Here is an 18,184-nt window from a genome sequence, read left to right as displayed (position 1 = left end):
AGGGGAGAATGATAATGGCACTGCAATTTATTCTGGGAACTGCTGATATGGATCATGCTGCAAAATTAACCGATTGGCTATTACAAAAATTACAAAGTCAGCCTAATGACAGGTACTTCTATTTGGTTCCGAACCATATTAAATTTGAATCAGAAGTAAAGACATTGAAACGACTTAACCATAATCAAGATGATGTATACGCACAAACGAACGTTCAAATTTTTTCATTGACCCGATTGGCTTGGTATTTTTTAAGCCATGAGTCAGCTTATCAAATCCCTAGATTAAGCGCTGCAGGCGTTAACATGTTGATTTATCAAATCATCAATGATCATCAAGATGAATTAACCGTGTTCAGAGGAGAAAGTGGCCAACCTGGATTCATTAATAAGATTGCAAGCCAGATTTCAGAAATGGAAGCTGGCCAATTAAGCGCTGATGATCTTGAAGCCCTTTATAATACGAATCGTGAATCATTGAATCCCAACCTGCGGGATAAACTACATGATTTTGTTATTATTTATAAAGCATTTGAGTCGGCCACCATTGGTCAGTTTATTCATCAAAATGACACGTTGAAGCTGCTATGTGAGTTTTTAGAGCGTAATGACTTATCAAATATGCACTTTTTGATCAGCGGTTTTTCCCAACTCACCGCCCAAGAACGTGAACTAGTGACGATCATGATGAAAAAATCAGCTGACGTTGTGATTGATTTAAATCTAGATCGTCCTGCAATTAATCTTCCAAGTGAACCTGACCTATTCCTTCAACCAGCTAAGCTGTACCATCATTTATATCAATTTGCCCGTGATAATAATATTCCAATCATGATGGATCAATCTGCAGATGTAATGCGTGTTAATCAAGAGTTATCTGATTTGAGCAATTATTGGATTCAAACCGATGGCGTAGATGATAATCAAAAAAATCATCCAATTGATAGTGACAATATTCAGGTGGTTAAAGCTGATAATTTTTACTCAGAATTATCAGCAGTCGCAATTAAAATTAGGCAATTAGTGGCCAGTGGTAAATATTTATACCGCGATATTTTAGTTCTAACGAGGCATTTGGACAAGTACCAAAATATCATTGAACCCATTTTTAACATGCAGCAAATTCCATATTTTAATGATGTGCAAAAATCAATGGTCGACCATCCATTAGTCCAATTGATCGATGCGCTCTTTAGTGTGGATCCAGGTGATGGGCACCGAAATTACCGTTATGATGATATAATGCGCCTTTTAAAAACAGAATTATTAGTACCACGCGAAGCCGATGGTCACTTTATGAATATTCAGGCATTTAGGGATGATCTGGCCCTTACGGAAAATATTATTCTAAAGAATGGTTACGAGGGCTTTCGGTGGCTGCAAGATGCCGACTGGCACTACGTTTGGTTGAACGAAAGTGATTTTAAAACGAAGCAACGGCCTAATGAATTTATTGATAAAAAGATTAATCGAATTCGCAACTATGTAAAACAGACATTGCCCCCGTTCTTTAAAAAGATCAAACGAGCAAAGGATATTAAGAGTGCTGCTAAGGTGTTGTACCAATTTTTAGTTGATCAAGGCGTGGTCGAGCGCATGCAACAATGGCGAGCAGATTCGATCGCTGATGGCGATTTATCACAGGCAGCCCAGCCAGAGCAAGTTTGGCAGACGTTCTGTGATTTATTGGATGATTTTGTGACCGTTTTAGGGGACCGCAACGAATTCAAGTTGCATGACTTTTTGGCACTCTTAAAGGCGGGGTTCGAAGGGGCTAATTATTCACAAATTCCGTCCACGTTGGACCAAGTAACGATTTCAGAAAGTGGAATCGTACAAATGCCAGACTATAAAGTAGTGTTCATGGTTGGTTCAACTGACGATGTGATGCCTGATCGGATTACAAATGATAATTTATTTAATGATAGTGATCGTGATGATTTAACAAAATACTTTTCGAGTAATCAATATATTCGTGATACTAGTGAAAACCAGATGGCAAACGATCCCTATTTGAACTACCTTGCGTTCATGACGGGGAGCGAACGGTTGATCTTTTCATACTGTTTAGCAAATGATAGCGATAAAGAAACTGGGGTCCAGATTTCACCATATGTTGCTCTGATTAAAAAGCATTTTGAAATTAAAGAATCCCATTATGCTGGCACTCCAGTTGCTAATAGCGCAGAAATATTGCCGTACGTGGGGACGATGCGGACGACATTAAGTTATTTAGTTCAGGCTAGTTATGATCACAAGTATTATCAACGCCCGCTGTCATCGGAATGGTTATTGGTATACCATGACTTGATCAACGAGAACGAATCCTTTAAGGCATTGACCGAAAAACTATTAGGGGGCTTGGATTACAACAATACCCCAACTAAGTTGACCAATGAAATTATTACTGGACTGTATGGCAATGAAATTGAAACTTCAATCTCTCAATTAGAGAAATTCTACGCTAATCCGTATGAGTACTTCTTAAAATATGGGCTAAAGCTTCATGAACGGGAGGTATTTGAATTAACGCCGAACAGTGCAGGTGAATTTTACCACGCTTCATTAGATCTGCTGATGAAACGCATCCACGATGAGCATATTGATATTAAGGATCTTGATGAGCAGAACTTAAACCAATTCGTTAATGAGATTGCTGATCAAATACTGAACGATCCCAATAACTATCAATATGCCATTTTACAAAGCTCCTATCGAATGGGGTATTTAAAACAACAATTGATCAAGACTGTGGAACGAATGGCATTGACGATGCACTGGCAAAGTAAGTGGACGCCGATGCGACCTCAAAAAACCGAAATTACGTTTGGCCGTGATGGCACGGCGAATGATTTAGCCCCGTTGACGTTCGATATTTCTAAGCGAATCTTGATTCTTGGAAGTCAAAAGGTGAGTGTGCGGGGCCGAATTGATCGAATCGATGCAATGGATGCTCCTGACAAACGTTATTTGGAACTCGTTGATTACAAGTCTGGAGATAAGGACTTTGAAATTGGGAAAGCTTATGATGGAACCGCCATGCAGTTGCTTACCTACTTGGATGTGATTAAAAAGAACTTGGCGCGCTTTACTGATGACCAAAAGGCTGAATTAGCAGGTGCACTATACTTCCACGTGTTTAACCCTAAATTGTCGCAAACTGATATTAATAAGACTAATTTTGAAACTGCTATTATGAAAAAGCAGAAGTATAAAGGCCTCTTAGTCAATGATGATGAGCTCCTGCATTTAATTGATAGTCAAATTCAAGGGGGCGGAAACTCATTAATTTATCCGTTTGGAATCAATAAGGATAGTAGTTTAAGAAAGGGCAATAATGTTATTTCTGCTGAAGATTTAGACTTGATTTTACAACATACCGAAAGGTTAATTGAAAACGCTGGGGTTAGGATTCTTAGTGGTGACGTTAGTTTAGCTCCGTTTAAGGATAAAAAGGGGACCGCACTGCAGTATTCACCATTCAAGTCGATCATGCAGTTCGACCCGTTGTTAACTGAAAATAACTATCGTAATGTTGAGGAATTAAGTATGGCTGATGTAATTAAGAAATTAAGGGAGGAACGAGAAAATGGAATACACTAAGTCCCAACATACAGCGGTTTATGATGACTTTGAGGGGAATGTATTAGTTTCTGCATCTGCTGGTTCTGGGAAGACGCGGGTCCTAGTTGATCGCGTCATCAATAAGTTAGTTAATTATGAAGAGATTGATAAAATGCTGATCGTTACGTTTACCCGTGCTGCTGCTAAGGAAATGAAGGATCGGATTTTAGTTGCTCTTCAAGAAACCATCCGCAGTACTGATGATCAAAAGTTGAAAAACCATCTTAATGTTCAAGTTCGCAAACTACCAGTTGCAGACATTAGTACGCTCGATTCATTTTGTCAAAAGATCGTCCAAAGTTATTACTACATCATTGATCTAGATCCCGACTTTCGAATTTTAATTGATCAAACGGAAACCGAAATGTTACGGGACTTAGTTTGGGATAACATCCGTGAAGACTATTATGCCAATGATAAGGATGGCAGCTTTGCACGGTTGACTGAAAACTTTTCTAATGACCGTTCAGACGATGGACTGACTAACTTAGTCTATAATCTTTACGAATATGCGAATGTTAATCGAGACCCGCGTGAGTGGTTGACTAATTTACCTAATTTTTATCATGTTGACGGGACGATTACTGAAAGCGACTTTTACCAAAATGATTTGAAACCAACTTTATTGAACCAGTTGAATCAAGTGCAAATTAATTTTCAAGCAGCGGTTGATTTTGCGAAAGATCAACAACTAGCAAAAGAGGCTGCTTTTGAAGAAAGTGAAGTCGCCTACATTGAACAATTAAAGGCGGATTTAGATACTGAATCTTGGAATCAATTAAGGGCTCAATTCAATAGTAAGCTTGGTACATTTCCACAGATTCGGGGGGCCAATGAAATAGAAAAGCAGGCCCATAAGCAGGTGATGAATTTACGTAACATCGCCAAAGATCAGTTGAAAAAAGTTGCGGATCGTTACTTTGCAAGCGACGAGCAGACCAATTTGGCGGTGATGAAGGCTTCGAATCAGTTAATTGAAAAATTAGTGGAAGTGGTGAAGCGCTTTAGTGATGCTTATCAAGAATTGAAGCACGGACGTCATTTGATGGAATTTATTGACATCGAACATGCTGCTCTTGATATTTTTAATCATCCCAATGGTAAACAAAACGTACGTGCTACTTTGCAAGAACAATATCATGAAATTATGGTCGATGAGTACCAAGATAATAATCGGCTCCAAGATGCGATCTTAACTACGATTGCTACCCATGATCAATCTGGCAACACGCAAAATATGTTTATGGTGGGGGATGTCAAGCAATCGATTTATCGCTTTCGACTAGCTGCTCCTGAAATGTTTTTGGAACGGATGGACCGTTATCAATTGGACGACAATCCAGATCGGACCATCCTATTAAAGGAAAATTTCCGTTCAATGAAAAATGTGGATAACTTTGTGAACTTAATTTTTAATCAAATTATGAGTCGGGAAGTCGGTAAAATTGAATACCAGGGTGATAATAATTTAGTTGCGGGAGCTGATTACTATCCCGATCATTTAGAATCAAATGTTGAGATTTTGCTCTACCTCAATCAAGATGATCCTAGTTCTAATGACTCAGAACCATTGAACGAGCAGTTTCAAATTGAAGATGGAATCCATGGGCAAGTGGAACTAGTTGCCCAAAAAATCATTGAACTTAAGAATAGTGGTCAATTAGTCTATGATCGAAGTGCAAAGAAAACGCGCCCAATGAAGTTCTCAGATGTTGCCTTGATTTCTGCGACAAAAAAGAATAATTTGGTTGTTTCAGATGTTTTCGCCCAACACAATATTCCAGTGACGATCAACAACACCCAGAGTTATTTTAAAACGACAGAGATTCAAATTATGATGTCATTGCTTACGATCATTGATAATCCATATCAGGATATTCCCTTGGTTGCAGTCCTGCGCTCACCAATCGTAGGGTTAAATGAAAATCAGCTTGCGTATCTGAGGATTAACTCCAAAACTGGTGACTATTATAATGCCGTGACCAGTTTTGTGCGGAATTATCATAAACAATCGCCAACCGAGTTTGGTGATCAGGTATTTGAACGGGTCAATCGCTTCTTGGAACAGTTAGTTAAATTCAGAAATATTGCTCAACAAAAGGAACTAGTGCCATTGATCTGGAGTATTTATGAAGAAACGGGGTTCTTAGATTATATTGGTGGGATGCCAGCTGGAAAACAAAGACAAGCTAATCTTCACGCCCTCTACGATCGAGCAGCCCAATATGAGAAGAGTAGTTTTAAGGGGCTCTTCCAATTCGTGCGCTTTATTGAACGGATGCGCGATGGTAATAATGACCTTGCTGAGCCCGCTGCCAATCCAGATGATAATACGGTTCAAGTAACGACGATTCACGGAAGTAAGGGGCTGGAATACCCAATCGTATTTTTGATCGATGCTAATCACCAGTTCAATATGCAAGACTCCAGGGGTGAATATGTATTGGATGATGATTTGGGACTGGGGATTACCTATTTTAATGCCGACAATCGTGAAAAAATTTCCACCCTCCAAAGGCAAGTGGTACAAAGCCAAATTGATAATGATACGTTGGATGAAGAGATGCGGAAACTATACGTTGCATTGACGAGAACGGAACAGCAGCTATTTATTGTGGGTGCTTTGAAGCCGAAAAAAAAGGATGCTGATATCTTAGCGGAGTGGTCGCATAAGGCGGCACAAAGCGATCAACTACTATTGCGCCCAGCCCTGAGAAGCAGTGCAAAAACCTATTTAGATTGGATTTTGCCTGCTGTTGTGCGCCACCCCCATTTAAAAGTTGCATTTAATAATCGTGATACATTTGATGGGTTGAAAGATGATGATACTAATTTATCACTTCAGTTTATCCATCCATCTGATCTATATAAAAATGCCCCCGCTAAATTAGAAAATGATCGTCATGAATTCATTGAACAAATGAATCAAAAGGTTGCTAATGGGCTGGACGTTGATAATGCTGCACAAATTCGTTCTATTATGAATTATCAATACCCTAATCGTATAGCAACAACTACAACCGCTTATCAGGCGGTCTCAGAGATAAAGCAGGTTTTTGATGATCCTGATGCAATTCAAATGGGGGATTTCGAAGGATTGAGTGATGCTGATAAACAAACTAATCGTTATGTTGCCAGCAACTTTGCCCAGCCAGAATTTTTACAAACGGTTACTAAGCCCAAGCCTACTGAGATTGGGACGGCAACGCATTTGATCTTACAGCAAATAGATCTGAACGCGGCCCCAACAAAGGAATCACTAGATAAGTTGATCAAACGGTTAGTCGTTGATCGAGTAATTGCTGATCGGGTTGCAGACCAAATCAATCGGCAATCAATTTTGCAGTTCTTTGATAGTAAATTAGGGCAATTGATCCTAGAACATCCCAATCAGCTACACAGGGAAGCGCCGTTTTCTTTGATCATGTCTGCAAATAAGATTTTCGATGGCTTTAATCCTGCTGCTGATGAAAAGATTTTAATTCATGGAATTATTGATGGTTATTTGGTGCTTGAAGATGGGGTAATTTTATTTGATTATAAGACTGATTATGTTGGGCAACGTAATCGGGATGCGCAGTTGAAACGAATCATTGATAAGTACCGCGGACAGGTTAATTTATATGGATTAGCATTATCTAAAATTTTAGGGCGCCCCGTTGAAAAAAGATTCTTGTATCTACTCTCAATCAATCAATTAGTTCCGATTCACGATTCATAAATCAGTTAGGAGGAATAACTTGTTATTTTATTTAATCTTATTAACGTTAACGTTCGTTTGTCCCGTAGTAGCGGTTTTGGTTTCAGCTGCATTGGGAATTAAGTATTGGCAATTTATGCGAGCCACTGGTCTCAATGCTCACAAAGTTGATTTTATTGGTAAGCATCGCCTTTGGAGCTTTATCGCCCAAATTGCCTGTTTGTTATGTTCGGGATTGATCATGGCCGTGGTCCCATTTACGAAACTGACTAAATTTTTGGCCTTAATGGTATTTGTAATTGTAATTATTGGAACACTATCAAAAACGTTAATTGCAATTTATCGTGAACATCATCAAGTTGATATTCATGCTTTTGAATCTGATGATGATTTAGATGCCGATGTGGTGCGAATCTTTATTGAAAAACGGAGTATATTATTTAATGCATTTGCAATTACCTTAATGTTTGTCAACATTGGTTTAATTTTAAATTTACTTTAGCCATAAAAAGCGACCATAAATGGTCGCTTTTTTAATATGGTTTATTTAAGTGAAGTGATTGATTTAAGCGCATGGCAATGATCACTGCAATGACTGCTTTAATCACATCCCCCGGAACAAACAGAGCGTTCGCCGATAATGCAACCATGAATGGAATGTGAGATTGAATACTGAGCCAACTAACCGCAATTAGGTAGATACAGATAATACTAACTGACAGTGTTACTAATAATAGTTCGCTAAAATTAAGCGGCTTTTTTTGCCATTTACTAATTATCTTGATACCCAGTGATATTAAATAAGGCGTCAGTAGCCATGCTAATATATAACCCCCCGTTGGGCCTAGCACAACTGGCAGCCCACCTCTAAATCCAGATAGAATCGGCAGCCCCAGTGCTGCTAATAAAATAAAGATAGCAACTGCAATCGTTCCATTGCGGCCGCCTAATAGTAGTCCAGCTAAGATGATCGCAAAATTTTGCAAAACAATTGGAACTGGGATGATGCCAATCGGGATTCCTGGAATCATTCCTAAAACGATAATTAAAGCAATCATAATTGCAATCTGTGATAAATCCCTATTTTTCATGGGTTCCTCCATAATAGTTAACCTTTTTTATTTAACGGTTAACTATTATACATGAATTTACAAAAAAAGAAACCATATTCATTATGAATCGGTTTCTTTGTTAGTCGTAATCCTAACCTTGGTAACTTCTCCGGTCATGATTTGATGTTTTTTACCATCTGCGGTTTTTAAAATTAACGCCCCATTATCTGCGATATTATCAACGATCCCAACTAATGGTTGTTTTTTAGTACTAATGGTGACTTGCTTGCCAATGACGACCGACAATTTACGGTAATCAGCCATTGCTTGTCCCGTTTGATAGGTGGGATAGCTCTTTAGGAATTGATTAATGATGTCAGCAGCGATTTTGTTTCGATCGATTAATTGGGTCCCAATCGATGCAACTGGTTGGCCGATTTCAGCGGGAAAATCAGTAGTCGCAAGGTTGATCCCAATTCCAACGATGATTACCGAAGGCTGCATTAATTCAATATCCATAATTGATTCGGTCATAATGCCGCCCGCCTTGTGATTATTAACCCAAATATCATTGATCCATTTGAGTTGAAATGAAACATCTGGATAACTTTGTTTTAATGCTTTTACGATTGCCACTGCGGTCGTGGTAGTTAATAATCCTGGATCGATTGTTGAGTCATGACCAACTGGAACGGCAATTGTCAGGTAGAGTCCTGAATTAGCTGGTGAATAAAATTTCCGTCCCCGTCGACCATAACCAGCTGTTTGTTGATTAGCGATGACTGCAAATGGCTGTTCGATGACGTTTTGGTTAACTAGTTCTTTTGCGTATTTATTAGTGGAGGGGAGTTGATTAAAAGCGTGGACCTGGACTGATTGTAAACAAAAATGTTCAATTGCTGTTGCACTTAATTTATCAGTGCCGATGTAACGATACCCCAGATTATGTTTACGCTCAATTTGATACCCAGTTTCCCTTAGCGCATTGATGTGCTTCCAAATCATCGTTCTACTAATGTTTAACTGCTCAGCTAGACTATTTCCTGATAACCATTTATTTTGATGATTTAAGAATATTTTTAACAATTCGTTATTTGGCACTGGAACCCCTCCCGCAATGTTTTTTATATTATAATCATATCATATGCAATTTATCAGTATAGGTATAAAACATAATTATGGTAAAATATAATTAAATTTATTTTTGATAAAGGAGCTTAAATTATGGATAAAAAATATTGGAATACAGAACGCTTAAATCGTTTGTATAAAGACTGGCCAAGTGAACGAATTGATGAGCTAAAGGCACAAATCGCAAAGTCACATTGGCGTTTAGGATATCACATTCAAACTGAAACTGGATTATTAAATGATCCGAACGGTTTTTCATACTTTAATGGTCAATGGCACATGTTCTTTCAAGCGTTTCCATTTGGTGGAATTCATGGGTTAAAGAGCTGGACGCATATGGTGTCTGATGATTTAGTACACTGGAAGAACACTGATAAACCAATGGTTCCCGATACTAAGTATGATCGGCATGGTTGTTATTCAGGTTCTGCGATTCCAGTCGGAGACAAGTTATTCTTAATGTACACTGGAAACGTCTGGGAAAAGATGAATGAAGTTCGTCATCCATATCAAGATGGGGCTTGGATGGACAAGGATAATAATATTGAAAAATTAGCAAAGCCCTTAATTGCCAACCCACCAAAGGGCGTCACTGGACACTTCAGAGATCCACAAGTAATTAAGCATGATGATTATTACTATGCATTTATCGGTGCGCAAACCACTGATGAAAATGGAGAAGTGGTTGTATATCGTTCTGCTAACGTTGATCGTGATTGGGAATTCTATAGCAAACTAGATATTGGGAACGATAACTTGGGATATATGGCAGAATGTCCAAACTTATTGTTCGTCGATGGGCATCCAGTGCTTACTTTTTGTCCACAGGGAGCTGATAAGAGCTCATTTAAGTACGATAATGTTCATCCAAATGCTTATATTGTTGCCGATGATATTAATTGGGAAACGATGAAATTAATTAATCCATCTAAGATGCGTCAATTAGATGATGGTTTTGATTTTTATGCTGCCCAAGGGATTAATGCTCCCGATGGACGGACTTTGATCTGTGGATGGCTAGGGCTTCCAGATACTACCTATCCTTCCGATGACGAAGGTTGGGAAGGTGGTTTATCCATGATTCGTGAATTAAGTGTGAAAGATGGTCACTTGATTCAAAAACCAGTTCATGAAATGAAGTCATTAGCATTAGGCTCCGAGGATACGTTTAATGGGATGGAAGTTAGAAAGCAAAGTTTGATCAACTTCAAAGTAAATCCAGAATCTGATAACCAAGTTGCAATTACTGCTGGCAATACACACTTGGTAATTGATATCGATAACGAATGTCAGAAGTTGACCCTTCATCGTAAGGACGTTGAAAACGATGGTCAAGATGAAACAAGAAGCATTCGCTTTAACAATGATAAGGTTGAAAATTGTTCACTATACCTTGATAATACGGTATTTGAATTGTTTATTAATGATGGCTATAAGACCATGACTGGATTCTTCTTCCACGAAGGAAATCATTTGAACTTAAATTGGACAGAAGTTGAAGATATTAATGTCACTAAGTTAGATAACATTAATATTAACGGTTCTGAAAATAAATAAACCTAAATAATAAGCACCTGCTAGTCTGAATCAATGATGATGATTAGTAAGTGCTTATTGATTTATTGATTGAATCAATTATAAAATAATGGTAAAAGAAGGTGTTTAAATGCCAAAACGATTTTTATTATTCCCGCTGCTATTGATCCTAATGCTAAGTGGGTGTAGCAGTAATAACAATCAACATGCTAGTTCTAATTCAGTCAGTGCTTATAGCTATCACCAAAAGAAATTAGGTACTGCTAAATCGACCGTTAAACAAACGCAGATTAATTGGCGGAAACCATCCGAAAATAAACCATATCCAAACATGCAACTAAGTCGTCACAATTGGATCAAAGTATCGATTAAGCAACAACGGGTCTTTATTATGAGTGCTACTAATAAAGTCTTGTATACCATGAATGCTTCAACGGGGGCCAATAATTCAACGCCGCGCGGAACCTACTATATTCAAGCTGAGCGGGGGAACTTCTTTTATAATCAGGAATCTAAAGAAGGTGCGCGTTATTGGACTTCATGGAAGGACCATGGGATTTATCTATTCCATACCGTTCCAACGAACGCAAACGGTCAATATATTAAGTCTGAAGCTGAAGAATTAGGCAAAACCGCTAATTCACACGGCTGCATTCGGTTATCGATTCCAGATGCAAAGTGGATTAATCAAAACGTTCCAATGGGAACCAAAGTGGTAATTAAATAAATTAAAAAAGCAGACCCGCGGGCCTGCTTTTTGATTATGATAATCGAATGACCGTTACTAATACATAAATCATAACTAGTTCTACGACCATTAGCGGAGTGGTGAACTTCGTAAATAGCTTTTTGCGTCGGTAAATGAGATAGGCCAGTAAGGATAATACGACGATGACTCCGATGATGTACATAATCATTAACTTAATTTGAACATCAAAGTCTGATTTAATCATCGTTTTCCTGATCCTCCTTTGGCATTTGCATAAATTCTTGGGTTTCTACGTTTCTTAGTTTTTCAATGTGTTCATAAAGAACCCCGAACCGTAATCCCTGCTTAGAGAAAATCATCCGATCGGAATTGAGCCGCCAGATCAATGACATTGCAGGAGCAAGTCCACCCACAATAATGTCAGCTCGTTCCTTGGATAGCCCTGGGATGTTCTTACGTTCTTCAAGGGTCGAGTCAACTAGCTTTAAGAAAATTTCCTTTACTTCCTTAGCACTTAAGTGGAAGCCGTGGATGTCATCCCAGTGTCTTCTATCAGGATCATTCCGTCGCTTAATTTTAGCAAGGGTCCGATTAGAACCACCGAGCCCAATGATTGGAAGGTTAGTGCCACGGTAAAGCCACCAGATATCATTATAAATATCATTGAGTTGGTCAAAAACGCGGTACATTTGTGCAGCGGAGACCTTATCTGGATTGACATCTTCTTCAGAAAGGGTGACCGAACCTACTGGTAAACTGATCAGGTTAACGATTCGCTTATTTTGGACCAGGATTAGTTCGGTACTGGCGCCACCGGTATCCATAATGATGCCGTTGACGATGGGTAAGGAATTGATGACCCCAAGGTAATCGTAATAAGCCTCTTCTGTTCCAGCGATGACTTCTAACGTAATTCCAGTTTGATCCTTAACTTCCTTTAAAAAATCGGCCTGGTTAGCTGCCATTCTAGTAGCGGCGGTGGCCACGGCCCGAATCTTTAAATTAGGGAAGTCTTTGAAACAATCCTTAAAAGTCTTAAGAGCGGTAATCGTTCTATCAATTGCAGGTTGTTTTAACGTGCGTTCTTCACCCATGTTCTCGGAAAGGCGAACGGCTTCTTTTCTTTCAATGACGTTTTCAAATGTGCCATCATCTTTAATCTTGGTAACGGCTAATCTAGCTGAGTTTGAACCTAAATCAATTACTGCGAAATATTCCATTAACTAAAGCTTCCTTCCATTATGGTTACGAATTGGCATGAATCTAGTGTTTTTCCGTTTAGCAGGTTTTTTAAAGTCATGATCGAACAATGAATCAGCAATCTTTTTACGATTTTCGATTAAGAATGACTGTGCGTTTAATGGTTCTTGATCGTCTGCTTTCGCATGTGGCCAAGTATCATCTGGTTGTAGCACCCGCGTTTTAACGTTGTCATTCCAAAGGATATCATAAATTCTGATAATATGTTCACGGATATCATCCTGCAGAATTGGGAATAATAATTCCACTCTTCGGCTGAGGTTTCGCTTCATTAAATCGGCACTAGAGAGGAATACCTTTTCTTCACCATCAGCGTAGAAATAATAAATTCGGCTGTGTTCAAGTAATTGGCCAACTAGTGAATGGACGGTGATATTATCACTAACTCCCTTGATTCCAACCCGTAAGTTACAGATTCCTCTAACGATTAAGTTAATTTTGACTCCAGCAGCACTGGCTTCATATAACTTTTTAATGATAATTGTATCAGAAAGTGAATTCATCTTCATTTGAATGAATCCCTTCTTACCAGCCTTCACGTTTTCAATTTCATCATCGATACGTTCCATTAGGTAATTTCTGATTCCGTTAGGGGAGATGGTCAGTTTATGGAAGTAAGGGGGTTCGGAAAATCCTGATAACATGTTAAAGATGTTAGTAGCATCAATTCCCATTTCCTGGTTATCGGTAAAGATTCCCATATCGGTATATAGCTTAGCGGTAACATCATTGTAATTACCAGTTCCCATGTGCATGTAACGCTTGATTCCATCCTCTTCTTTTCTAACGATCAAGGTTAATTTACTGTGCACCTTTAAACCAACTAGTCCGTAGATAACGTGACAACCAGCCCGTTCTAGTTCATCTGCCCAATGAAGGTTGTTAGCTTCATCAAATCGAGCCTTTAGTTCCACCAATGCGGTAACTTGTTTACCATTTTGTGCAGCCCGCTTTAGTGATTTGATAATTGGGGAATTAGGTGAAACCCGATAGAGAGTCATCTTAATTGCTAAAGTATCTGGATCGTTAGCTGCTTGGTTAATGAAATTCAATACTGGTTGGAAGGAATCATAGGGGTGGTGGACAAAGACATCACTTTTAGAAATTGCCTCAAACATCGTTTCATCCTTAAGTGGAGCAGGGAAGTACGGTGTAAATTTAGGGAAGAGCAAGTTCGGGTGGTAAGTAACTTGTTTAATCAACTTGCTGACAAATGTAAGGTCAATTGGACCATCGACAACGTAAATTGCATCGTAATCAAGGTGGTATTCATTGATCAAACGATCGCGAAGGCGGTTGCTCATACTAGATTCAATCTCTAGTCGCATTACCTGCCCCCGTTCTCTTTGACGCAGTTCATGCTTGATTTCACGCATTAAGTCAGATGTATCTTCATCCGCTTCGATATCCATGTCCCGAGTAACTCTAAAACATGCTAAATCATGTGCAGTATAGCCAACAAATAATTCCCCAGCGTAGTATTTAATAACTTCTTCAAGGAGTACGAAGTCGTTTACGGCATCTGGTAATTTGATGACCCGTGAGAAAACATCTGGAACTTGAACGGTAGCAAATGATTCCTGTTTACTGTGTCCCTTTTTGGTAATGATCAATGCGATGTTCAACGTATTATTGGCAATGAATGGGAATGGTCTTGAAACATCGACTGCAAGGGGGGTTAAAACTGGATATAATTTTTGGTGGAAGTAGTCATCCAAGAAATCCTTTTGGCGATTATTGAGTTCATCCATTTTAAGCAGGTGGATGTTGCGTTTCGCCATCTTAGGAAGGATGTCCTTAAATAAGATGTTGTATTGGTTATCAACTAACGCATGGGCCTTTTTGGAAACCCCCTTTAGTTGTTGTAATGGGGTAAGACCAGCTGCATCTGGTTTTTCGTAGCCAACTGAAACGAGTTTATGCAGGGATGCAACCCGAATGTTGAAAAATTCATCTAGATTACTCTGGGTAATTCCCAAGAATCTTAGTCTTTCAAGGAGGGGGTTAGTAGTATCATTGGCTTCATCTAAAACGCGGCTGTCAAAATCGAGCCAACTTAGTTCACGGCTATTGAAGTATTCTGGATTATCGAACTTCATATTTTTAATCTTCCTTTCAATGTAGGTTTAACACCGAATACGGATTCAAAGAATGCTCCCTTACGGTTAAAATTGAGCTTCTCTAATTCAATTTCTTGATCTGCAGTTGCGGTAATGATTACTTGAGTGGGATCGCCAGTACCAATTTCAATGGACTTGATTTTTTGTTTCCGACTAGCATCTAATGCATCAGCAATTCTTAAAATGGCAGCCATTTTCATGATCCTCATTCGACGGTCAATATTTAGATTATCAAGATGCTTTAAAGCTGATGAGGTTGCCTTATGGCTGTGGTATCTAGAAATTGCGGCAACCATGCGGAGTTCTGATTCCGAGAGTCCGATGATTTCTGAGTTTTGAATAATATATTCTGAATGAACATAGTGATTGTGATTGTTGATGAAAGAACCAACGTCATCCACAATGGCCGATATTTCTAATAAGAGGCGGTCTCTAGCGGTTAAACCATGGAGAAACTTGAGTTCGTCGAAGAGCTTCATAACAAATTTTTCAACAAATTCTTGGTGGTGCGCCTCGACCCGATATTGTTTAGCTAAATTGTGAGCTGAAATTAAAATTTGATCTTTCAACGCATCGTTTTTCTTATTGCCACTAATTTTAGAAATTAAATCATAAGATAAGCCATCGATGAATTTCAGATCAGATACCCATAGATGCTTAGTGTTAAAGTTTTTAAATAGTTCGTGCAACATTGTCATAATGGGCAAGATTTGCGGAACGTCGCTTTCATCTACATCGTATTTTTGTACCAGCATCTGGTCGTTGCTTTTCTTGATTTCATTATAAAGGACATTAAATTCGTTAATTGAGATTTTGAGTGTTTTATGCAGGTCACTAATTAGTGGCTTTAAAATTGATATCGATGAACCCATTAAAATAACATTTTCAGTTTTTTCGATATCAGGGAGGAATCTAACAAAATCAATTAATCTACTATCAATGTAGTCCCGTAAGATTGCAAAGTAGTCGGGAGCAGATTCCTTAATATCACGTGTTGATTCATAAACCCGAAGTGGGCCTAGTTTAAGGGTCCTAGATGATGTGAATTTACCATGTTTATAGGCGATCAGCTCCACGCTTCCTGAACTGATGTCGATCAAAAGAGTATTTTTCTGGGTAATTTGGTCAAAATCCTTTAGATAAGTATTAGTAGCCAGATTACGATAAAGTGCTTCTTGGCTTTGGCTAATCCATTGGATATCGAAATGACTCCGTTCTTCTAATTGTTCCCTAACGAATTCCGAATTTTTGGCTTCGTGAAATGCATGGGTCGCATAGAATTGATAGGACTTAACTTGATATTCATCAAGTAGGTTCCGAATTACCTTTAAAGCAGTTGCGATTTCGTTTACGGTATTACTATGAACAACTCTTTCGGAGAAAACATCTTCTCCAAGGTCGATATCATAACGAGTGTTCTCCACAATTTGGGAATTATTTAAATCAATAATTTGCACATATATGTTTTGAGCACCCATTACGATTATTGCTGAAAAACTTGTGTTGACTGGCATGTACTTAATCACCTCGATAAATATAATTGAGTCACTCAACTACTTTAATTTTACCATGCAGTAATGACTCTTAACAGAAACTAGTTAAACAAAAACCGTTAAATCAAAAAGATTTAACGGTTAATTATAGACTAAATGGAAATATCCATTGCCATTCCCATTCCACCACCAATACATAAGGTTGCAAGACCTCTACTTTGATGATTACGTTTTAAGTTGTTGATTAATGTAACGATGATTCTAGAACCGGAGTCACCAAGGGGATGGCCCAGGGCAATGGCACCACCCGTTGCATTGACACGGTTACGATCAATGTTTAGATCATTAATAACTGCAAGTGATTGAGCTGCAAACGCTTCATTTAGTTCGACTTGCTCGAAGTCACTAACGTTAATTCCTTGAGCATACACCAATTGTTTGATTGCATAATATGGTGCGTATCCCATTATGGATGGATCAATGCCAGTTTCTTGGTAGCCGTTAATGGTAGCGAGCGGCTTAATTCCTAATTGGTCGGCCTTATTTTTAGTCATCAAAACGAGTGCAGAAGCACCGTCGTTTAGACTGGCTGCGTTCCCAGCAGTGACGCTACCATCTTTTTTAAATACTGGTTTCAGTTTAGCAAGTTTTTCCATGGTTGTATCACGGCGAACGCTTTCATCATCTTTAATGATTACGCCATTTTTTAATTTGATGGGAACGATTTCGTCTTTAAAGTAGTTATTATCTTGTGCCAGGATTGCTTTTTGATATGATTGATAAGCAAATTCATCTTGCTGATGTCTTGAGATGTTGAATTGCTCAGCTACCTTTTCTGCGGTAGCACCCATTGGTTGACCAGAAAAAGCATCTAATAAAGCGTCTGTTTGGATAGTATCTTCCATTGTAATTGCGCCGAGTTTATGGCCGAAACGCATTTCTTTGTTTATGAATGGTGCATTTGACATGCTTTCTGTTCCACCAACGACGACGATGTCTGCATCACCGACTGCAATCGCTGCTTGTCCCGATCTAACTGCACGAAGCCCGGAACCGCAGACTTGATTTACGGTGAATGCAGTTTTAGTTTCACTAATCCCAGCGTTTATTTGAATTTGTCTGGCAATATTTTGTCCCGCTCCTGCTGAAAGGACGTTTCCAAAGATGACTTGATCAATTTGATGATTGTTAAGGTGCGCACGTTTAATTGCTTCCTTAGTAACGATGGTTCCAAGCTCGACGGCTGATAATTTACTTAAGCTTCCGCCAAATTTACCAATTGGGGTTCTAACTGCGCTAACGATTACAACTTCTTCCATTTAAATTCTCCTTCGATTTCAATCGTGATAATTATTTTTTAGTATACATTATTTTTTAAGCTGCCGATTGGATTAAAATACAAGTTTGTAAAAAGTTAATAGAGTATTGATTTATCAGTTTGAAAATAAATTTGAAAAAAAGTTTGAAAACATGTTGACTTATATTTGAATAATTGATAATATATAAAACGTTGTCATTTGAGCAACGCGTTAAAGCGATTGCGATTGATAATTCAAAATT

Annotated in this window: 12 protein-coding genes; 5 read left to right on the top strand and 7 right to left on the bottom strand. The window is 38.5% G+C overall.

Going from position 1 to position 18,184, the window contains the following annotated elements:
- Window positions 1–14: 14 nt before the first annotated feature.
- Genes ACSYTJ_RS00060 through ACSYTJ_RS00050 form a run of 3 tightly spaced genes read left to right on the top strand, consistent with a single transcriptional unit; the run spans window position 15 to window position 7,825 of the window.
- Window positions 15–3,602: a PD-(D/E)XK nuclease family protein gene (locus ACSYTJ_RS00060; protein WP_491719832.1), complete on the top strand. Its 3,588-nt coding sequence runs from the start codon at window positions 15–17 to the stop codon at window positions 3,600–3,602.
- On the top strand, window positions 3,589–7,344 hold the full coding sequence (gene addA, locus ACSYTJ_RS00055; protein WP_491719831.1) for a helicase-exonuclease AddAB subunit AddA: 3,756 nt from the start codon (window positions 3,589–3,591) through the stop codon (window positions 7,342–7,344). Before ACSYTJ_RS00060 ends, addA begins: the two co-directional genes overlap by 14 nt.
- 19 nt (window positions 7,345–7,363) lie before the next feature.
- Window positions 7,364–7,825, top strand: coding sequence for a hypothetical protein (locus tag ACSYTJ_RS00050; protein WP_491716845.1), 462 nt, complete (start codon window positions 7,364–7,366; stop codon window positions 7,823–7,825).
- Between the two features lie 31 nt (window positions 7,826–7,856).
- On the opposite strand, the gene ACSYTJ_RS00045 is transcribed toward ACSYTJ_RS00050, so the two are convergent.
- Window positions 7,857–8,414, bottom strand: a complete 558-nt coding sequence (locus ACSYTJ_RS00045; RefSeq protein WP_491719830.1) for a biotin transporter BioY — start codon at window positions 8,412–8,414, stop codon at window positions 7,857–7,859.
- An 81-nt stretch (window positions 8,415–8,495) separates the two neighbouring features.
- Window positions 8,496–9,476, bottom strand: coding sequence for a biotin--[acetyl-CoA-carboxylase] ligase (locus tag ACSYTJ_RS00040; RefSeq protein ID WP_491719829.1), 981 nt, complete (start codon window positions 9,474–9,476; stop codon window positions 8,496–8,498).
- A gap of 123 nt (window positions 9,477–9,599) precedes the next feature.
- Here ACSYTJ_RS00040 and ACSYTJ_RS00035 point away from each other — a divergent pair, with 123 nt between their 5' ends.
- Together ACSYTJ_RS00035 and ACSYTJ_RS00030 are read left to right on the top strand one after the other, a co-directional pair.
- Window positions 9,600–11,063, top strand: coding sequence for a sucrose-6-phosphate hydrolase (locus ACSYTJ_RS00035; RefSeq protein WP_491716842.1), 1,464 nt, complete (start codon window positions 9,600–9,602; stop codon window positions 11,061–11,063).
- A gap of 109 nt (window positions 11,064–11,172) precedes the next feature.
- Entirely contained in the window at window positions 11,173–11,769 is a 597-nt protein-coding gene (locus ACSYTJ_RS00030; protein ID WP_491719828.1) for a L,D-transpeptidase, read from the top strand.
- Between the two features lie 34 nt (window positions 11,770–11,803).
- Here ACSYTJ_RS00030 and ACSYTJ_RS00025 read toward each other — a convergent pair whose 3' ends face one another.
- The 5 genes from ACSYTJ_RS00025 to ACSYTJ_RS00005 form a co-directional block, all read right to left on the bottom strand.
- Window positions 11,804–11,995 (bottom strand): hypothetical protein, encoded by a 192-nt coding sequence (locus ACSYTJ_RS00025; RefSeq protein WP_491719827.1) that lies wholly within the window; start codon window positions 11,993–11,995, stop codon window positions 11,804–11,806.
- A complete protein-coding gene (locus ACSYTJ_RS00020) occupies window positions 11,988–12,971 on the bottom strand; it encodes a Ppx/GppA phosphatase family protein (RefSeq protein ID WP_491719826.1) in 984 nt (327 codons plus the stop codon). The genes ACSYTJ_RS00025 and ACSYTJ_RS00020 overlap by 8 nt, the downstream gene beginning before the upstream one ends.
- Before the next feature lie 3 nt (window positions 12,972–12,974).
- Window positions 12,975–15,119, bottom strand: a complete 2,145-nt coding sequence (locus ACSYTJ_RS00015; RefSeq protein ID WP_491720138.1) for an RNA degradosome polyphosphate kinase — start codon at window positions 15,117–15,119, stop codon at window positions 12,975–12,977.
- The gene (locus tag ACSYTJ_RS00010; RefSeq protein ID WP_491719825.1) at window positions 15,107–16,645 is read right to left on the bottom strand and encodes a Ppx/GppA phosphatase family protein; all 1,539 of its coding nucleotides are present in this window, start codon (window positions 16,643–16,645) and stop codon (window positions 15,107–15,109) included. Before ACSYTJ_RS00010 ends, ACSYTJ_RS00015 begins: the two co-directional genes overlap by 13 nt.
- Before the next feature lie 131 nt (window positions 16,646–16,776).
- Window positions 16,777–17,943, bottom strand: coding sequence for an acetyl-CoA C-acetyltransferase (locus ACSYTJ_RS00005; RefSeq protein WP_491719824.1), 1,167 nt, complete (start codon window positions 17,941–17,943; stop codon window positions 16,777–16,779).
- Window positions 17,944–18,184: the final 241 nt, after the last annotated feature.

This window comes from Nicoliella sp. ESL1113, from assembly GCF_058509245.1.
Note: the sequence above shows the minus strand (reverse complement) of the source record. Positions and strands in the feature narration are given on the sequence as shown.

Coding starts and splice junctions, on each gene's coding strand:
- ACSYTJ_RS00025 (WP_491719827.1), bottom strand. CDS start 11,995: ATGATTAAATCAGACTTTGATGTTCAAATTAAGTTAATGATTATGTAC.
- ACSYTJ_RS00030 (WP_491719828.1), top strand. CDS start 11,173: ATGCCAAAACGATTTTTATTATTCCCGCTGCTATTGATCCTAATGCTA.
- ACSYTJ_RS00020 (WP_491719826.1), bottom strand. CDS start 12,971: ATGGAATATTTCGCAGTAATTGATTTAGGTTCAAACTCAGCTAGATTA.
- ACSYTJ_RS00045 (WP_491719830.1), bottom strand. CDS start 8,414: ATGAAAAATAGGGATTTATCACAGATTGCAATTATGATTGCTTTAATT.
- ACSYTJ_RS00035 (WP_491716842.1), top strand. CDS start 9,600: ATGGATAAAAAATATTGGAATACAGAACGCTTAAATCGTTTGTATAAA.
- addA (WP_491719831.1), top strand. CDS start 3,589: ATGGAATACACTAAGTCCCAACATACAGCGGTTTATGATGACTTTGAG.
- ACSYTJ_RS00010 (WP_491719825.1), bottom strand. CDS start 16,645: ATGCCAGTCAACACAAGTTTTTCAGCAATAATCGTAATGGGTGCTCAA.
- ACSYTJ_RS00005 (WP_491719824.1), bottom strand. CDS start 17,943: ATGGAAGAAGTTGTAATCGTTAGCGCAGTTAGAACCCCAATTGGTAAA.
- ACSYTJ_RS00060 (WP_491719832.1), top strand. CDS start 15: ATGGCACTGCAATTTATTCTGGGAACTGCTGATATGGATCATGCTGCA.